The organism is Oceanihabitans sp. IOP_32 (assembly GCF_009498295.1).
Taxonomy (GTDB): Bacteria; Bacteroidota; Bacteroidia; order Flavobacteriales; family Flavobacteriaceae; genus Wocania; species Wocania indica.
Genome location: NZ_CP040813.1, coordinates 946724 through 965283 on the forward strand (window position 1 = coordinate 946724; position 18560 = coordinate 965283).

16 protein-coding genes are annotated in these 18560 nt (G+C 34.8%); 10 read left to right on the forward strand and 6 right to left on the reverse strand.

Features of this window, described 5'->3' with window-relative positions:
* The first annotated feature begins 249 nt into the window (after positions 1-249).
* The 5 genes from FEZ18_RS03995 to FEZ18_RS04015 all read left to right on the forward strand — a co-directional run bounded on the left by FEZ18_RS03995 (position 250) and on the right by FEZ18_RS04015 (position 6531).
* A complete protein-coding gene (locus tag FEZ18_RS03995; RefSeq protein WP_153267126.1) occupies positions 250-1392 on the forward strand; it encodes an Mrp/NBP35 family ATP-binding protein in 1143 nt (380 codons plus the stop codon).
* A complete protein-coding gene (locus FEZ18_RS04000; RefSeq protein ID WP_153267127.1) occupies positions 1389-1634 on the forward strand; it encodes a NifU family protein in 246 nt (81 codons plus the stop codon). Before FEZ18_RS03995 ends, FEZ18_RS04000 begins: the two co-directional genes overlap by 4 nt.
* 75 nt (positions 1635-1709) lie before the next feature.
* Entirely contained in the window at positions 1710-2042 is a 333-nt protein-coding gene (locus FEZ18_RS04005) for a 2Fe-2S iron-sulfur cluster-binding protein (RefSeq protein ID WP_153267128.1), read from the forward strand.
* Positions 2043-2134: 92 nt separating this feature from the next.
* The gene (locus tag FEZ18_RS04010) at positions 2135-2281 is read left to right on the forward strand and encodes a hypothetical protein (protein ID WP_153267129.1); all 147 of its coding nucleotides are present in this window, start codon (positions 2135-2137) and stop codon (positions 2279-2281) included.
* A gap of 1106 nt (positions 2282-3387) precedes the next feature.
* Positions 3388-6531: a WD40/YVTN/BNR-like repeat-containing protein gene (locus FEZ18_RS04015; RefSeq protein ID WP_153267130.1), complete on the forward strand. Its 3144-nt coding sequence runs from the start codon at positions 3388-3390 to the stop codon at positions 6529-6531.
* Between the two features lie 441 nt (positions 6532-6972).
* On the opposite strand, the gene clpX is transcribed toward FEZ18_RS04015, so the two are convergent.
* The 6 genes from clpX to FEZ18_RS04045 all read right to left on the reverse strand — a co-directional run bounded on the left by clpX (position 6973) and on the right by FEZ18_RS04045 (position 12648).
* On the reverse strand, positions 6973-8205 hold the full coding sequence (clpX, locus tag FEZ18_RS04020; protein WP_153267131.1) for an ATP-dependent Clp protease ATP-binding subunit ClpX: 1233 nt from the start codon (positions 8203-8205) through the stop codon (positions 6973-6975).
* 59 nt (positions 8206-8264) lie between these two features.
* The gene (gene clpP, locus FEZ18_RS04025) at positions 8265-8939 is read right to left on the reverse strand and encodes an ATP-dependent Clp endopeptidase proteolytic subunit ClpP (RefSeq protein WP_153267132.1); all 675 of its coding nucleotides are present in this window, start codon (positions 8937-8939) and stop codon (positions 8265-8267) included.
* 142 nt (positions 8940-9081) lie between these two features.
* The gene (tig, locus tag FEZ18_RS04030) at positions 9082-10410 is read right to left on the reverse strand and encodes a trigger factor (protein WP_153267133.1); all 1329 of its coding nucleotides are present in this window, start codon (positions 10408-10410) and stop codon (positions 9082-9084) included.
* A 260-nt stretch (positions 10411-10670) separates the two neighbouring features.
* On the reverse strand, positions 10671-11012 hold the full coding sequence (locus FEZ18_RS04035; protein WP_153267134.1) for a phage holin family protein: 342 nt from the start codon (positions 11010-11012) through the stop codon (positions 10671-10673).
* Positions 11013-11085: 73 nt separating this feature from the next.
* On the reverse strand, positions 11086-11862 hold the full coding sequence (locus FEZ18_RS04040) for an alpha/beta fold hydrolase (protein ID WP_153267135.1): 777 nt from the start codon (positions 11860-11862) through the stop codon (positions 11086-11088).
* 72 nt (positions 11863-11934) lie between these two features.
* Positions 11935-12648, reverse strand: coding sequence for a pyridoxine 5'-phosphate synthase (locus tag FEZ18_RS04045; protein WP_153267136.1), 714 nt, complete (start codon positions 12646-12648; stop codon positions 11935-11937).
* 97 nt (positions 12649-12745) lie between these two features.
* Here FEZ18_RS04045 and FEZ18_RS04050 point away from each other — a divergent pair, with 97 nt between their 5' ends.
* The 5 genes from FEZ18_RS04050 to FEZ18_RS04070 all read left to right on the forward strand — a co-directional run bounded on the left by FEZ18_RS04050 (position 12746) and on the right by FEZ18_RS04070 (position 18560).
* Complete coding sequence (locus FEZ18_RS04050; RefSeq protein WP_153267137.1) at positions 12746-13405, forward strand: CBS domain-containing protein; 660 nt, start codon at positions 12746-12748, stop codon at positions 13403-13405.
* 4 nt (positions 13406-13409) lie between these two features.
* Positions 13410-14294, forward strand: a complete 885-nt coding sequence (locus FEZ18_RS04055; protein WP_153267138.1) for an NAD kinase — start codon at positions 13410-13412, stop codon at positions 14292-14294.
* 247 nt (positions 14295-14541) lie between these two features.
* Positions 14542-15222: a DUF6089 family protein gene (locus FEZ18_RS04060; protein ID WP_153267139.1), complete on the forward strand. Its 681-nt coding sequence runs from the start codon at positions 14542-14544 to the stop codon at positions 15220-15222.
* A 13-nt stretch (positions 15223-15235) separates the two neighbouring features.
* A complete protein-coding gene (locus FEZ18_RS04065; RefSeq protein WP_153267140.1) occupies positions 15236-15976 on the forward strand; it encodes an isoprenyl transferase in 741 nt (246 codons plus the stop codon).
* On the forward strand, positions 15909-18560 hold the full coding sequence (locus tag FEZ18_RS04070; RefSeq protein ID WP_153267141.1) for an outer membrane protein assembly factor: 2652 nt from the start codon (positions 15909-15911) through the stop codon (positions 18558-18560). The genes FEZ18_RS04065 and FEZ18_RS04070 overlap by 68 nt, the downstream gene beginning before the upstream one ends.

Here is an 18560-nt window from a genome sequence, read left to right on the forward strand (position 1 = left end):
ATTATCGATTTTAACATGACCAGTAGAACAGCATAAATCGTACCATTATACACTTTAAACCAATCAAATTAAAAATCTTATACGCCTGTTTTATTCTTTTAATATGTTGTTTCCGTTAAATTGAAAAAAATACAAACCATTTTTTAAAGTTCATTTTACAAAGACAACGTTAAACTTCAGGTTCAAGCCGGTATACTTTCAGCATTATTAATTATATTTGCGTTTTAGAATTAATCTAAATTAAATACTGTGAAATTAAGCAAGCAAGATATAAAAAAAGCACTCGAATCAATTACAGTGCCTGGAGAAGGCATGAATATGATTGAGAGCAATGCCGTAAAAAATATAATCACTTTTGGTGATGAAGTTATTGTAGACATCACCATTACAAACCCAAGTTTACAAGCCAAGAAACGCGTTGAAGTAGATATCTTAAAAGCTATCCACGAGTTGGTTTACGAAAAAGCTAAAATCACTGTAAACGTGAGTGTTGAAGCCCCCGTGAAACCAAAAGCAAATGTTATTAAAGGTAATCCCATTCCTGGAATACAAAATATTATAGCCGTAGCATCCGGAAAAGGTGGCGTAGGAAAATCGACTGTAACCGCAAACTTAGCGGTAACTTTGTCTAAAATGGGCTTTAAAGTAGGGGTTTTAGATGCCGATATTTACGGCCCTTCTATCCCTATGATGTTTGATGTTGAAAACGAGAGACCTTTAGCTGTAAACATCGAAGGGAAATCGAAGATGAAACCCGTAGAAAATTATGGGGTTAAAGTATTGTCTATCGGTTTTTTTACCCAGCCAAATCAAGCTGTGGTATGGCGCGGTCCTATGGCAGCCAAGGCCTTAAATCAAATGATTTTTGATGCGCATTGGGAGACTTTAGATTTCATGCTTATTGATTTGCCACCGGGAACAGGCGACATTCATTTAAGTATTATGCAATCACTCCCTATTACCGGGGCAGTTATTGTTAGTACCCCACAAAATGTAGCCTTAGCAGACGCTAAAAAAGGGGTCGCTATGTTTCAACAGGAGAGTATAAGCGTTCCAGTTTTAGGAATTATTGAAAATATGGCCTATTTTATACCAGCAGAATTACCAAATAATAAATATTTTATCTTTGGTAAAGAGGGTGCCAAAAACCTTTCGGAAGATTTAAAAGTTCCGTTTTTAGGAGAGCTACCTTTGGTGCAAAGCATAAGAGAAGCTGGAGATGTAGGGCGTCCCGCTGCCTTGCAACAAGCGACTCCTTTAGAAGAAGCGTTTAAAAAAATAACGCAAAACGTCGTGGAAGAAGTGGTGAAAAGGAATGACAACTTACCACCTACTGAAGCCATAAAAATTACAACAATGGCCGGTTGTGCGGCAGTTAAAAAACAATTATGACATCAGAAGAACTTAGATTAAATGTAGAAAAAGCACTCGAAGAAATTCGTCCGTTTTTACAAAGCGATGGCGGTGACATTTCATTGCTATCCATAGAAGAAAATGACACTTTAGTTAAAGTTCAACTACAAGGTGCTTGTGTAAGTTGCAGTGTTAATCAAATGACATTAAAGTCTGGCGTAGAAATGACCATAAAAAAATACGCTCCTCAAATTAAAGAAGTAATCAATATAGAGGGCTAATTTATCTTCAATTAAACAATTATAAAGTAAATGCAGACCGCTTTTAAACAGGCTGTTTTGTAATAAATATTAAAAATGGAACAAGACGTTAACATAAAAATCACCGATAGAGATGGTGTAACCCATGAGATTGTTGCCCCAACAGATATGGCCATGAATCTTATGGAAGTTGTAAGATCATATGAGCTTGCACCAGAAGGCACTATTGGTGTCTGTGGCGGTATGGCTATGTGTGCCTCCTGCCAATGCTATGTAACAAGCGATACGGAATTGCCAGAAAAAAGTGATGACGAAGAAGCCATGCTTTCTGAAGCATTTGATGTTAAAGATAATAGCCGCTTGGGATGCCAAATTCAAATAACACCAGAAATGGAAGGTTTAGAAGTGGTATTAGCACCTGAAAGTTAGTATTATAACACCTCGTTTAAAAATTTTATGATACCATTTAATTGAAGTTGCTATTAATTTAATAACTAAAAAATTCCTCAAACATAGAGAACATGAGTAAAATAAGAATTATGGCCTTGACCGCTTTAATTGCGGGAATAATTATGCAAATAACGATAAATAACGATATCTCCGATTTAATTTCTGGAGCTTTTATTGGCGGTGGAATTATCATATTTATTAGAGGGAAAATAAAGTAAATCATTAATGTCCGACAAAAGACATAAGACCGCTTCGCTAATAGACATAAGAACCAAGACTTGATTCTAACTAACTGATAAACAGAAGTACTTTAAATTAACAAAATAGTTCCTTTAAATCTTAATAATTATTTCAAATAAGCAAGGTGACATTTTAAAAAATGTGCAAAGTTCTTAATTTTAAAAGGATTGACAGCATTTTAATATTTTTAATCGGACACTAGTGAAAGTAAATTATAATATTACACCAATTTAGTTTTGAAATGTCGTATTGTTAATATGAATTATTTTTGCTCAGATGAGATATAAATCGCAGATTCACGAACTCGTTATTTTACTGCAATATAGGCGTGAGCTAAAAGCATAGCCTGAGTTATGGTTTTATTTTATACCGAAATATGGGCGAAAAAGAACTGCGAAGCACATCATGAACACCTATTTATAAAATAGAAAAATGTGAGTAAACAAATTATATGCGGCATGACATGGCTAATTTGGTATTAGGCATTTTAACAGCGGTACTTCCCTTAGAAAATTATCCAAACATCAGGTGCTGGATGAATTGTTCGTATTTCGAGACCAACTACTTTGCGATGGAGCGATTAAACCCTTATAAAATAAAACATGCTAAGCCGCTTAACTCGAAAACGCTTTTGTTGCCACCTTTCAATGCTTATAATAACAACTTACTATGTTTAATAAAAATGAATAAAATTTATTTCTGCAACTTCTTCTAGCTCATTTTCAATTGTACTGCTTTACAATATCTTAACATAATAATTGTTGATTCTATATGTCTCGACTTAAATTTCAAAATTCTACTTCAATCTCTCAATAAAATCAACTCATCGTTTTTTTATTTGGTTAATTTTAAACACTAATTTTAGTTAATAATAACATTATTCATTTTTGTGACCTATACTTAACCTGGTCACATCCAATATCCATAATGACTTATTTTCCAGTACACCCCGCAGAAATAAAAAAAAAGAAAAGAAATAATTTATTTTTATATTTTTCTTAAATTTATGGCAACTAACCTCATCACAGCAAATGTGTTATATAATAACACTTTTTGTTTATTATAGTTAAAACCGTAAAGTATAATGAAAAAACTAACTCTCCTCCTATTTATCACTTCTACACTATTATCTGCTCAAACACTAGATTTAGAGAAATTAAAAAACATGAAACCCAGAAGTATTGGGCCAGCAGGAATGAGCGGACGTATTACCGCTATCGATGCTGTAAACAGCAACCCTAAAATTATTTATGTAGGAGCGGCATCTGGGGGTGTTTGGAAATCGGAAAGTGGTGGTGTCGATTGGAAGCCAATTTTCGATAAACAACCTATACAAAGTATTGGAGCCTTAGCCATTCAACAAAGCAACCCAGATGTTATTTGGGTAGGCACTGGAGAAGGCAACCCTAGAAATAGTCTTAACGGGGGCTATGGTATTTATAAAAGTTTAGACGCTGGAGCCACCTGGCATCTCATGGGATTAGAAAAAACCCGAAATATTCATCGTATAATTATCGATAAAGACAACCCGAATACAGTTTATGTTGCAGCCATAGGCTCTCCGTGGGGCGAACATCCTGAACGCGGTGTTTACAAGACTACAGACGGTGGCAAGACTTGGACTAAATCACTTTTTGTAAACAATAAAACTGGAGCTGCCGATTTGGTGGTTGATGCTACCAACCCTAATAAATTAATAGCCGCAATGTGGGAACACCGTCGTAAACCATGGACCTTCAATTCTGGTGGTGAAGGTTCTGGGCTATATATCACTTATGATGGTGGGGAAAATTGGATAAAAAAAACAGATAAAGATGGCTTACCCAAAGGTGTTTTAGGAAGAATTGGTATTGCCATTTCACCTAGTAACCCGAAAATTGTGTACGCCCTAATAGAATCGAAGAAAAATGCCTTATATAAATCTGAAGATGGTGGAACTAAATGGAAAATGATAAATGATAAAGATGAAATTGGTGACCGCCCGTTTTATTATTCTGATTTATTTGTAGATGCAAAAAATGAAAATAGATTATACACCATATTCACCTACGTTAATGTAAGTGATGATGGTGGAAAATCATTTAAACAATTGATGCCCGCTTACAATTCCAATGCTGGTATACATCCTGACCATCACGCTTGGTACATCCATCCTGAAAACCCCGATTTTATGATAGACGGCAATGATGGTGGTTTAAATATAACACATGACAAAGGAAAAACTTGGCGCTTCGTAGGAAACCTTCCTATAGGCCAGTTCTATCATATTAATTACGATATGGAATATCCTTATAATCTTTATGGAGGCATGCAAGACAACGGCTCTTGGGTTGGTCCAGCCTATGTTTTAAAAGCTCAAGGTATTCGAAATTCCTACTGGCAAGAACTAATGTTTGGTGATGGCTTTGATGTCATTCCCGATCCTAAAAATTCACGTTACGGTTATGGCATGTCTCAACAAGGTTATGTAGGCAGATATGATAGAGAAACTGGAAGAACAAAAATGATTCGCCCCACGCATCCTGATCCTGAGATAAAATTGCGTTTTAATTGGAACGCTGCCATTGCCATGGATCCATTTGATAGCGAAACTCTTTATTTTGGGAGTCAATTTGTACATAAAACAACAAATAAAGGCCATGAATGGGATGTGATTTCACCAGATCTGACCACCAACGACCCTGAAAAACAAAAACAGCATGAAAGTGGCGGCATTACAATGGATGCTACCGGTGCGGAAAATCACACTACTATTTTGGCGATAACACCCAGTACTTTAGAAAAAGGTTTACTTTGGGTAGGCACAGATGACGGGCAAATACAATTGACCAGAAACGACGGTGAAACGTGGACAAATGTTACTCCGTTAAAGCATAAAAAATTCATAAAAGGAAGTTGGATTGCCCAAATAAAAGCCTCTACATTTAATGCAGGTGAAGCGTATGCAGTAATCAATAATTATAGAAATTTTGATTTTAAGCCGTATTTATTTAGAACCAGAGACTACGGAAAAACTTGGGAAAGTTTGTTGGATACTAAAGATGAAACTTTTGGATATTCTCTCGCCTTGATTCAAGACCCGATAGAAAAGAATTTGTTGTTTTTAGGCACGGAAAACGGATTATACGTAAGTTTAGATGAAGCCAAAACATGGACAAAATGGACCAACAATTACCCAAGTGTATCTACAATGGACTTAGGCATTCACCCACGTGAACACGATCTAGTTATTGGCACTTTTGGACGTTCTATGTATGTTTTAGATGACATTAGACCTTTAAGAACGTTGGCCAAAGAAGGTAGCCAGATTTTAAACGACACCTTAAAAGTTTATGATTCGCCTAATGCTTTTATCAGCCTTATACAGCAACCTTCTGGTTCTCGTTTTGGAGGAAATGCACTTTTTAATGGTGAAAACAGGTCTATTGGAGGAGCCTCCATCAATTACAGCATCAATAAACCAACAGATACCTTAAAAACAAAAAAATCAGATTCCATTACGGTGAAAGTTTTTAATGTCAATAATGACCTGATTAGAACCCTCAAACAAAAAGCACCAAAAGAAAGTGGTCTCCAAAAAGCCAGCTGGAATTTAGATGAAAAAGGAGTCAATGGTCCTTCCAGAAAAATCGCAAAAAAAGATGCACCAGAACCAAGCGGTGTAGGCGTTTTACCAGGCGATTACAAAGTGGTAATTCAATATAGAAAACATAAAGATTCCACCACCATAAAAGTAGCTTATGATCCACGTGTTGAAATGCCCTTTGATGTTTTAAAAAGTAAATACGATTTACAAAAACAGCTAGAAAAACAATTTGAACGCATGGGAAAAACGGTTACACAATTTATTGAATCTAAAAAAATTGCAAATACTTACAAAAAGCAGTTTAAAGATATAAATGCGAAGCAATACAAAGATGCTATTAATAAAAGTGATTCCATTGTAAAGTCTATTGACGGTTTAATTGATGCCATTATGGGGAAAGAAGACAAACGCCAAGGCATTACCAGAAACCCTGAACCAACACCCTTGAACTTTTTAAATACTGCGAGAAGATATGTAGGTAGTTTACAGGAAAAACCCGGAAAAACGCAAATGCAATTGATAAAAAATGCCGATGAAAAGGTTAATGAAATAATGATAAAAACAGATAATTTCTTTATGGCTGATTGGCCTGAATATAGAGCGAATATTGAAGACACTAAATTTACACTATTTAAGGATTAACAAGTTTAAGATGCCAAATTGGAAAGCACAGTCGATTACCTAAACATTCGGTCGAGGACTCGAAGCTTCACCTTTGCCAGTATCCTTAAAATAGATTAATCATCCTATTTGAACTTCGTTAAACTTTTGGATACGCGAGTCGAAACGCATTGAAGTGCTTTCCGAGTGATTGTTTTTTACACGACCTTACAACCATTTCTACGAATTCTTTACTCCCAGTCACTAGTAATTGTTTTTCTCTACTTTTTTGTACTTTACATCTCACATGTATTAGTTTTGAAATTAAAACATGATTCAGACTTATACCAAATTAACAATACGACATTTCAAAATTAAATTGGCGTTAACATCACGATAAAACCAATAACATGTTCTGAATCAAAAAGGTCGTTTAAATGCACTTTAAACGACCTTTTAATATGATTGAAACTAAACTTATAACTATGAAACTGCTTTGAGTTTCTTAATAGTTGTTTTAGTTAACTTACCTTGTGCGTAAGACTTGGTTACATTAAGCTTCTTTTCGTCGCTACTAGGTAACTCAAACATGGCATCGGTTAGAATCTCTTCGCATAATGAGCGCAATCCCCTAGCCCCCAATTTATATTCGATGGCTTTATCTACAATAAAATCTAGAGCCCCATCGGTAATATCAAAGGCGATATCGTCCATGGTAAACAGTTTTTTATACTGTTTAATGATGGCGTTTTTTGGTTGTGTTAAAATAGCGCGCAATGTTTTCGCGTCTAAAGGATCCATATAGGTTAACACCGGTAAACGTCCAATAATTTCAGGAATTAATCCGAAGTCTTTTAAATCCTTAGGGATAACGTACTGCAAAAGATTGTCTTGATCAATTACATCATCAGATATAGAAGCACTATATCCCACGGCCTGCATGTTTAATCGTTTAGAAATTACACGCTCAATACCATCAAAAGCACCTCCAGCGATAAACAAAATATTTTCAGTGTTTACCTCAATAAACTTTTGGTCTGGATGTTTACGCCCCCCCTTTGGTGGTACGTTAACCACGGTACCTTCTAACAGTTTTAGCAATCCTTGTTGCACGCCTTCACCTGAAACATCGCGGGTTATAGATGGATTATCACTTTTACGGGCTATTTTATCGATTTCATCAATAAAAACAATCCCTTTTTCTGCTTTTTCTAAATTATAATCGGCAGCTTGCAATAAACGGGTTAAAATACTTTCTACGTCTTCGCCTACATAACCAGCTTCGGTAAGCACGGTGGCGTCCACAATGGCCAGAGGCACATTTAACATTTTAGCAATGGTTTTTGCCATTAGGGTTTTTCCAGTACCTGTTTGACCAACCATAACAATATTAGATTTTTGAATCTCAATATCGTCGTTTGTTTCTGGCTGCAACAATCTCTTGTAATGGTTATATACCGCAACAGACATCACCTTTTTTGTGGTGTCCTGACCAATAATATACTGATCTAGAAAGTCTTTAATTTGCTGAGGCTTCCTAAGTTCTAAATCTAGGGATAAATCTCCACCATCAATTTGCTTAGATTCTTCAATTACTATACCATGGGCTTGTTCTATACAGCGATCACAAATATGTGCATCTAGTCCTGCTATTAACAAGCTGGTTTCTGGTTTTTTACGCCCGCAAAACGAACATTCTAATTCTTCTTTTGTCATTAGTTTTTGTTTTTGATAAACAGAGCGAAATCTAGAATAAAATAGAAAACACTAAAAAATTACTTTCTAGCTAAAATTTCATCTATCATTCCGTATTCTAAAGCTTTATCGGCTTTCATCCAGTAATCTCTATCACTATCATTATAAACTTTGTCGTACTCTTGTCCAGAATGCTTACTTATTATTTTGTAAAGCTCTTCTTTTAAGGTTAATATTTCTCTCGCTGTAATTTCGATATCACTGGCTTGCCCTTGCGCACCACCAAGCGGTTGGTGAATCATAACTCGGGAGTGTGTTAACCCACTACGCTTCCCTTTTTCTCCAGCACAAAGTAGTACTGCACCCATAGATGCCGCCATACCAGTACAAATAGTAGCTACATCAGGTTTTATAAACTGCATCGTATCGTAAATACCCAATCCTGCATACACGCTTCCTCCTGGAGAATTGATGTATATTTGAATATCTTTCGAGGCGTCTGTACTCTCAAGAAACAGGAGTTGTGCCTGAACAATATTAGCCACTTGATCGTTTATTCCAGTACCTAAAAAAATAATTCTATCCATCATTAAACGCGAAAAGACATCGAAAACAGCAATGTTCATTTGGCGTTCTTCAATAATATTTGGTGTCAAATTTGTTGGGTACATGCTACTAATAATTTTATTGTAGTAAGTACTGCTAATTCCTTGGTCTTTTATCGCGAATTTTTCAAACTCTTTTGCGTAATCCATAGTAAGTATTAATAATTTAATTAATTAATCCTCCGCTTGAAATAATATCATAATAAACTTATTTCGTTGGGGTGTTTTTTGAATAAAAAGGCACTTAAATACAAAGATTCAAGTGCCTAAATATAAGGAATAATTCTTTGATTTATTTATCTTCGTATACTTCTTTAACAAACTTATCGTAAGTTACTTCTTTTACTTTTATGTTCGCTTTTTCTTTGTAAACATCTAATAATTTCTGACTTACCAATTGCTCTGAAATACGACGTGCCTCATCTTCATTCGATAAAATACGCGTTGTAATAGCTTCTAGTTCAACATCAGATGGATTGGTTTGACCAAACTGAGCCATTTGGGCTTTAATCAATTGGCGTGCATGTGCTTTTAAATCGTCTAAAGATACTTCAATCTCGTTTTCTTTAACAATTTTTCCTTCAATTAACTGACAACGTAAACTATTTTCAGATTTTTCGTATTGTTCCTTTGCTTTTTCTGCATCCATCTCTTCACCACTCGCAGTCTGCATCCATTTTGTAAGAAACTCTGCTGGCAAATCGAACTTTGTGTTTTCGATTAGATATTCTGTGACATCATTTAAAAGCTTTTGATCGGATTGCTGCACAAATTGGTTTTCAGCATCTTCTTTAATTCTTGCTTTTAATTCTTCTTCAGATGTCACTTCACCTTCTGCAAAAAGCTTATCAAACAACTCTTGGTTTAATTCAGCTAAATCGCGTTTATTAATTTCAGAGATTGTAAAAGATACTTCAATATCCAAATCTTTAACCTCTTCGGCATTCAAGTTTAGCACTCGCATAAGGTCTTGTTCATCTTCATAAAGCCCTTTTGTTTTTAAAACAATAACGTCGCCTACTTTTGCACCAATAAATTGTTTAGCTGTAGATTTGCCTTTAAATTTATCCAAAAACAAAGTCACCGAGCTGTTTATTTCCTTCTCTTCACTGGTAAATGTACCTGTAACTTCACTATCTTTAGCTACGGTGTCTTGAGATGTTATTTTGCCATATTTTTTTTGCACACGCTCAATCTGATCATTAATCATTTTCTCATCTGCAATAATTTTGTAATGCGTAATGGCTTTTTTACCTTTTAAGTTAACATCAAATTCTGGTGTTAAACCTAATTCAAACTCAAATGTAAAATCATCTGCATCCCAATCCACCTCTAAGTGGTTTTTTGGTATAGGCTGCCCAAGAACATCTAACTTTTCTTCAGTTAAATATTTACTTAAAGCATCTTGTATAAGTTTGTTCACCTCATCAACTACAACGGCTTTACCATACTGTTTCTTTACCATGCCCATTGGCACATGCCCTTTTCTAAAACCAGGAATATTAGCTGTTTTACGATAATCTGATAAGATTTTGTTAACTTTATCGCTATAATCTTCTTTAGCAACATCTACTTTTAATATTGCGTTTAAGGCGTCAACGTTTTCTCTTGTAATGTTCATTTTTAATGATATATAACCTTTAATCAGGCATTTAACAATTAGGTTTCTTTTTTAGAACCTATAATTTTTGTAATTAAAATTGGGATGCAAAAATAATATATTTTTACATCCCAACAAAGTTTTTAATTACTTGATTACAATAGGGGTTCAAGTTTAAATAAGAGTTAGCAACCAAGTTTTGTAATTTGTTAGGCTTTTACTGGAGTAAAACGGCTTTAATAGTTACAAAAATGGAAATCTACGACCTGAGAAAATCATCTTTAGTTCTCATTTAGAAGGGATTGGAGTACAGATTGGAGTATGGAGAGAAAAACACTAAAAAGAACGGCAACCCAAATTCCACTAACCGAAAATCCACCGACTAACTTATCGGCGAGCAAAATAATTAACGCGTTTACTATAAACAGAAATAAACCAAGGGTGATTACCGTTACCGGCAGGGTTAGTATAATTAAAATAGGTTTTACTAATAAATCTAATACCGACAACACCAAAGCAACTAATATCGCAGTTAAATAACCGTCTACATGAACGCCAGACATAAGATGTGCAATTACAAATATGGCAACAGCGTTTAATAAAAGTCTAATTATAAATTTCATCTTATTTTTTAATTAGTATTACAAATTCTTATCTAAATCTTGTTTAAAGATACTAAAATTAAAATACAAACATTTAATTAAGGAATTCTAGCATGGCGTTAAAAAAATCGTCGGGATTCTCGGCATGTAACCAATGCCCCGAATTAGAAATGGTAACGATTTTTGCTTTTGGAAAATGATTTAAAATTAATTGCTCGTCTTCAAAAGCAATATACTCCGATTTATCGCCACGTAAAAACAAGGTCTCTTTATCAAACCTGGCATCACTAGGCAAAGGCTCGCCAACTTCGGCAATTTTTTCTTTTAAAACTTCTAGGTTAATACGCAATGCTAGCTTTCCCTTTTCAATCCAATACAAGTTCTTAAGTAAAAACTGGCGTATCCCTAAATTCGATATATAATCACTTAAAGCAGTGTCTGCCTCACTCCTGCTTTTTAATACGTCGAAATTTAAAGCACTTAAGCCCTCTAAAATTTTATCGTGGTGCACAGGGTAGAATCGCGGTGAGATATCGGCAACCAATAATTTAGACACCAATTCTGGAAATTGAGAAGCAAATAACATTGCCGTTTTCCCACCCATCGAATGGCCCAACAAAACGATGTTTTTTAGTTCATGGGCGTCGCAGTATTGTTTTAAATCTTGCACAAGAATTTCATAATTAAAGGTGTTGCTCCAAAAACTGCGTCCGTGATTGCGCTGATCTACCAAATGCACCTCAAAACCGTGTTCGCTTAGGTTTTTACCATGGGTTTTCCAGTTATCGCCCATACCTAAAAAACCATGCAGAATAATAAATGGCTGTCCTTCCCCTAATATATTTGAATGTAAAATATTTTCTTTTGTCACCGATTTAATGATTTAATTTTCAGCAAAACCTATTATAAAATTCCTTTTGAAACAACTAGTAGCTTTGGTGTTCTATTTTAATTTATTTAAATACATCTGAATCACATTCTCAGCACCTAAATACAAACTCTCCGATATAAGTGCATGCCCAATAGAAACCTCTAGTAGATTAGGAACATTCTTTTTAAAAAATTCGATATTATCCAAAGACAGGTCATGCCCAGCATTAACCCCCAAACCTAAGCTATTTGCCAATTTAGCACATTCTGCGTAAGGTTTTACAGCTTGAGCTTTATCCACACTATATTGATTCGCATAGGCTTCGGTATACAATTCAATTCTATCTGTACCCGTGTTTTTCGCGCCTTCAATTTGCTTTAAAACGGGGTCTACAAAAATAGAGGTTCTAATATTATTATTTTTAAACTCTTTAATTACATCAACTAAAAAATCTTTGTGGGTTATGGTATCCCAGCCAGCATTACTAGTTATCGCATCTAGAGCATCGGGTACCAAAGTAACTTGTGTTGGCTTAACTTCAAGCACCAAGGCCACAAAAGCATCTATAGGGTTACCTTCAATATTGTACTCTGTGTGTACCACAGATTTTAAGTCGCGCGCATCTTGATATCGAATGTGACGCTCGTCTGGTCTTGGATGAATAGTTATACCTTCGGCCCCAAAACGTTGTGCATCTTTAGCAAACTGAATCACATTTGGGGTATCTCCGCCCCTTGAATTTCGTAAAGTTGCAATTTTATTAATATTTACACTTAACTTTGTCATCTATCAATTTTTAAATGAGTTGAAGGACAAAAATACAAAGTAGAACACCTATACATACTATTTATTTGATTAATTTGCACAACCCTAAACAAAGAAGATGAAACTTTCTGATTACATAATAAACGATATCAAGCCTCTAAATATAGATGGTTCAACCAAGGATTTGCAAGAATTATTTACCGAGTTAACGTATTCGCACATCCCAGTTAAAGACAAAAACGGACAGTATTTAGGTTGTTTTTCTGAAACCGATGCCCATTGTTTTGAAAGTGACAAACCCTTAAGCAAATACAGCTATACCTTAAGCGATTTTTATGTTAGAGACACCGCTATTTGGTTGGATGTACTAGAAGCCTTTGCCAAAAACACGACTAATATAATGCCTGTTTTAGATTCAAAAAACGCGTACTTGGGTTACTATGAGTTAAGCGATGTAATAAGTCTATTTAGCGAAACGCCTTTCTTTTATGAAGCTGGAGGTATTTTAGTTATTGAAAAAGGTTTAGCCGATTATTCATTTAGTGAAATAAGCCAGATTGTTGAGTCTAATAACGGAAAAATATTAGGCGCCTTTATTTCTAACACGATGAATGATATGGTGCAAATTACCATAAAAATAGGTAACACCAGCCTAAGTAGTATTATTCAAACGTTTAGAAGATACAACTATAGCATTATATCTGGACATGAAGAAGACAGTTATACAGAGAGTCTTAAAGAGCGTTCTAACTATTTACAAAAATACTTAAACATCTAGAGTTATGAAGGTTGCCGTTTTTGGAAGATTTTATAATGAACGCACAGCCATTTCGGCTGAAACGTTATTTAACACCCTATTAAAGAATAATTTTGAGGTTTATATTGAATCCGAATTTTTTAATATCTTAACAACTCAAGGTGAGCATCATAAAATCTATTCAACATTTAAAATATTCGAGGTTTTAGACACCTCTTTCGACTTACTTATTAGCATTGGTGGTGATGGGACCATGTTAAGAGCGATTACTTATGTAAAAGATTTAGGAATTCCAGTAATAGGCATAAATACTGGACGCCTAGGGTTTTTAGCAACAGTTCAAGTAGAGCATATTGAAGAGACCATAAAAAACATTATTAATGCCGAGTACAAAATTTGTGAACGCAGTTTATTAGCTGTCGAAACCATTCCAAAAAACACCAATATAAGCACTATTAATTTCGCCTTAAACGAGGTGGCTATAAGCCGAAAAAATACAACCTCAATGATTACCACAGAAACACTTCTTGACAATGAATATCTAACTTCTTATTGGAGTGATGGCTTAATACTCTCTACACCAACAGGATCTACAGGTTATTCTTTAAGTTGTGGTGGCCCTGTGATTACCCCGGGTACAAGTTGTTTTGTTCTTACACCAATAGCACCGCATAATTTAAGTGTGCGGCCGTTAATTATACCAGATAACACAGAAGTACAACTAAAAGTAAGTGGCAGAGAACAACAACACCTAATCTCACTAGATTCTAGAATTTCAACCTTAGATAACGGCACAATAATCAAAATAAAAAAAGCGGACTTCAAAATTAAAATGATAGAACTCTCGAATGAAAGTTTTCTGGAAACACTTAGAAAAAAATTGCTTTGGGGTGAAGACAACCGTAATTAAAACCTTAAAAAAACAATAAATGTATAGAAATTCTGTTTTACTAAAACACCTTTTCTAGGACATAGCATCAACAAAATTTAATCATTATAATCGCAAGTAATAATACGAAAGCGTAAAAATTATTTTTTTCAGAACAAGCTAGAGCCAAATAAAAGTTTTTTCTAAAAAAAATAAACAAAAAAAAGGTTTTAATGTTATTAATAAAATATTAAGTAGTATTATTATATTTGCAATCTTCTAATCACCTATGAGGTATTTTACTGTATTAATAATAAGCATTTTGAGCATCACATCGAGCTATTCTCAAAACCACGAACTTGGAGTTTTTGTTGGAGGGAGTAATCTTATTGGGGATGTTGGTGCCACAAATTACATTTCACCAAACAGCCCAACATTAGGCTTAATTTACAAATGGAACGCCAGTCCGAGACACTCCTGGAGAGCTTCCTTAATATATTCTGATTTAAAGGCGAAAGATTTTAAATCGGACGATCCAAGACGGCAACAGCGCGATTACAATTTTGATTCTAATTTATTAGAAATTTCAGCAGGAATAGAATTTACTTTTTTCGACTTCGATTTATATGACGAGAGAACGACAGGCACTCCCTATTTGTATTCGGGAATAAGCATGGCTAAACACGACAATTTTTATTTTTTTAATGGTGTACAAACCCCTGAAAATAATTCGAGTTGGGCTATTGGTATACCTATGGCTCTTGGCTTTAAAACTAATATAATAGATAATTTCATTATAGGCATTGAGGTTGGTGCAAGGTACACATTTTCAGACGCGATAGATGGCAGCAATCCTAAAGAAGCTATTAATCAGCAATATAGATTTGGCAATATAAATAATAACGATTGGTATGTATTCTCGGGGGTAACTCTTACCTATACTTTTGGTATAAAACCCTGTTATTATTGATTTTAAAAACATCATGGATTTAAAAGAAAACATACATTTAAAAACCTTACCCGAACACATCGCTATCATTATGGACGGCAATGGGCGCTGGGCAAAACAAAAGGGTATGTTACGCGCTGTTGGTCATGAAAATGGCACAAAAGCTGTTCGTGAAACTATTGAAGCTTCGGCAGAACTGGGCATAAAATACTTAACACTGTATGCCTTTTCTACCGAAAACTGGAATCGCCCAAAACTTGAAGTGCAAACCCTAATGCGCCTTCTAGTTACCTCATTAAAAAAAGAAATAAAGACACTTCAACAGAACAACATAAAGCTTAATGCTATTGGCAATTTAAAAACACTACCAACTAAAGTGTTTAAAGAACTCTCTGAGGTTATTGAGGTCACCAAAAACAACAACCGGCTAACGTTAACACTAGCTTTAAGCTATGGCTCTAGGGAAGAAATATTAAATACTGTTAAAGAGATTAGCTTTAAAGTTAAAAAAAATATAATTTCGCCCGATAAAATTGATGAATCAATTATTAATGAGCATCTTTACACGCAAAATTTACCAGACGTAGATTTGCTTATTAGAACGAGTGGTGAACAACGAATAAGCAATTTTTTATTATGGCAAATAGCCTATGCAGAATTATACTTTACGAATACGCTTTGGCCAGATTTTACAAAACAACATTTGTATGAGGCTATTATTGAATATCAAAAAAGAGAACGACGATTTGGGAAAACAAGTGAACAACTTAGCTAATATTTTATCACATAAAATTTTAACAAACTGCCTCTTAGCAGTAATAACTTTAAGCAGTGTTAACCTACAGGCGCAAGAGACCACCTATAAAGACGGTGCAAAATACACTCTAGGAAGCATTTCGGTTTCTGGAAATACCAGCTTTAGCGAGCAAACTATTGTTACTTATTCTGGCTTACGAAAGGGAAAAGAAATGATTATTCCAGGTGAAGACATAAGCAATGCTATAAAGAAACTTTGGAACTCCAAATTATTTAACGATATCGAAATTTACGTTACCAAGATTGAAGGTGATATAGCCCATCTAGAAATTAGATTATCGGATTTACCACAACTTAACGAAATTAAAATTAACGGCGTTAAGAAACGTAAAAAAGAAGATATTATTAAAAATACAGGTTTACAAAAAGGGGTAAAAGTTACAGAAAACCTTATAACAAACACCAAAAACTTTTTAACCAAAAAATACAAAAAGGAAGGTTTTTACAACACTAAAATTCTTATAAACACTATTGAAGTAAAAGATACCATAAAAACAGCTCGAGTTAATATGGTATTAAATATAGATAAAGGCGAAAAAGTTAAGGTCAAAGACATTGTGTTTAATGGCAACGCTGTTTTAAGCAATAGAAAGCTAAGAAAAAGCATGTCGAACACGAAGAAAATCAATAGACTTCGCATATTAAAACGTTCAAAATTTATTGATTCGGCATATCAGCAAGATTTAACGAAAATAATCGACAAGTATAAGGAAAACGGTTATAGAGATGCCCGTATATTATCAGACAGCTTAATTGTAAACGACAATAAAAAAACGGTTTCTATTCATATAGATATTAATGAGGGTGAACAATACACCTTTGGCGATATCAGTTTTATTGGTAATACGGTATATAGCAACGACTATCTAACGCGCTTTTTAAGGATTAACAAAGGCGATACCTATAACGGAATATTACTTCAAAAACGTATTGCAGATAACTCAAGACCCGATGCTATAGACATTACCAACCTGTATCAAAATAGTGGTTATTTATTCTCGACTATAAACCCAGTGGAGGTCAATGCAGAGGGCAACGTTATTGATATGGAAATTAGAATATCTGAAGGTAAACCCGCCTATTTTAATAAAGTATCGGTTGCTGGAAACGACAAAACAAACGACCACGTGATCTACAGAATGTTACGTACCCGTCCGGGACAGTTATACAGCAAAGAAAATGTTGTTAGATCGGTTCGAGAACTAGGGCAATTAGGCTTTTTTGATGCCCAAGAAATATCCCCTAATTTTATCAACCCTAATCCTGTTGAAGGTACTATAGATATGGAATATGCGGTTAAAGAAACAGGTTCCAGCCAAATAGAACTGCAAGGTGGTTACGGTGGTGGCGGATTTATAGGTACACTAGGACTTTCTTTTAATAACTTTTCTATTAAAGACATCTTTAAAAAAGATGCCTATAAACCGATACCTATGGGCGATGGTCAAAAATTAGCCCTACGCTTACAAGCCAGCCGATTTTACCAAACCTATAGCTTCTCTTTTTCAGAGCCGTGGTTAGGAGGGACAAAACCAATACAGTTTTCAACCTCACTATCGCATACAAAACAATTTTTATACAATCCAGTAACACGAAATGCAGACAAGAGTAAACGTTTTAATATTACAGGTATTTCTGTTGGCTTGGCAAAACGATTAACGGTGCCAGACGATTATTTTACCTTATCGCAAGCTATAAGTTTTCAGCACTACGATTTACAAAACTATAATACTGGACTCTTTACCTTTGGTGATGGCGAATCTAATAACCTGTCTTACACCATCGGATTAAGCCGAAACAATACCCGTATAGACCCTATATATCCAACAGGAGGATCAAACTTTTCGGCAACTGCCAAGCTTTCTTTTCCTTATTCTTTATTAGATAATGTGGATTATAAAGGCCTAAAGCAAGAACGTGACGATTTGCAAATCATACTTCAAGACAATACAAGAACCGATCTTGAAAGAACTGAAGCTTCCAATAGAATTGGAGACATAGACCAAGAGCGCTACAAACTTCTAGAATTTTATAAAATTAACTTTAAAGGCGATTGGTATGCAGAAATTGTAAAAAATCTAGTACTTAGACCAAGTGTAGAATTTGGATTTCTAGGCGCCTATAATAATGATAGAGGTGTTATTCCTTTCGAGCGCTTCTTTCTAGGTGGCGATGGTTTAGGAAGTTATAGTTTAGACGGAAGAGAGTCTATAGCATTACGCGGCTATCCTAACCAATCATTATCAGACCAAGATGGAGGTACGGTTTATAATAAATTCTCTTTAGAACTTCGTTACCCAATTACCCTAAAAGCTTCGGCTAAAATATTTGCTCTAGGCTTTGTAGAAGGTGGGGCATCTTATAACAGTTTTAAAGATTATAACCCGTTTTCTATAAAGCGATCGGCTGGTTTAGGTGTTCGAATTTTTATGCCTGCATTTGGATTGTTAGGTATAGATTTCGGACATGGATTTGATGCCTTACCAGGGCAAACCGTTAAACATGGTTGGGAAACGCACTTTATTATAGGACAGCAATTTTAA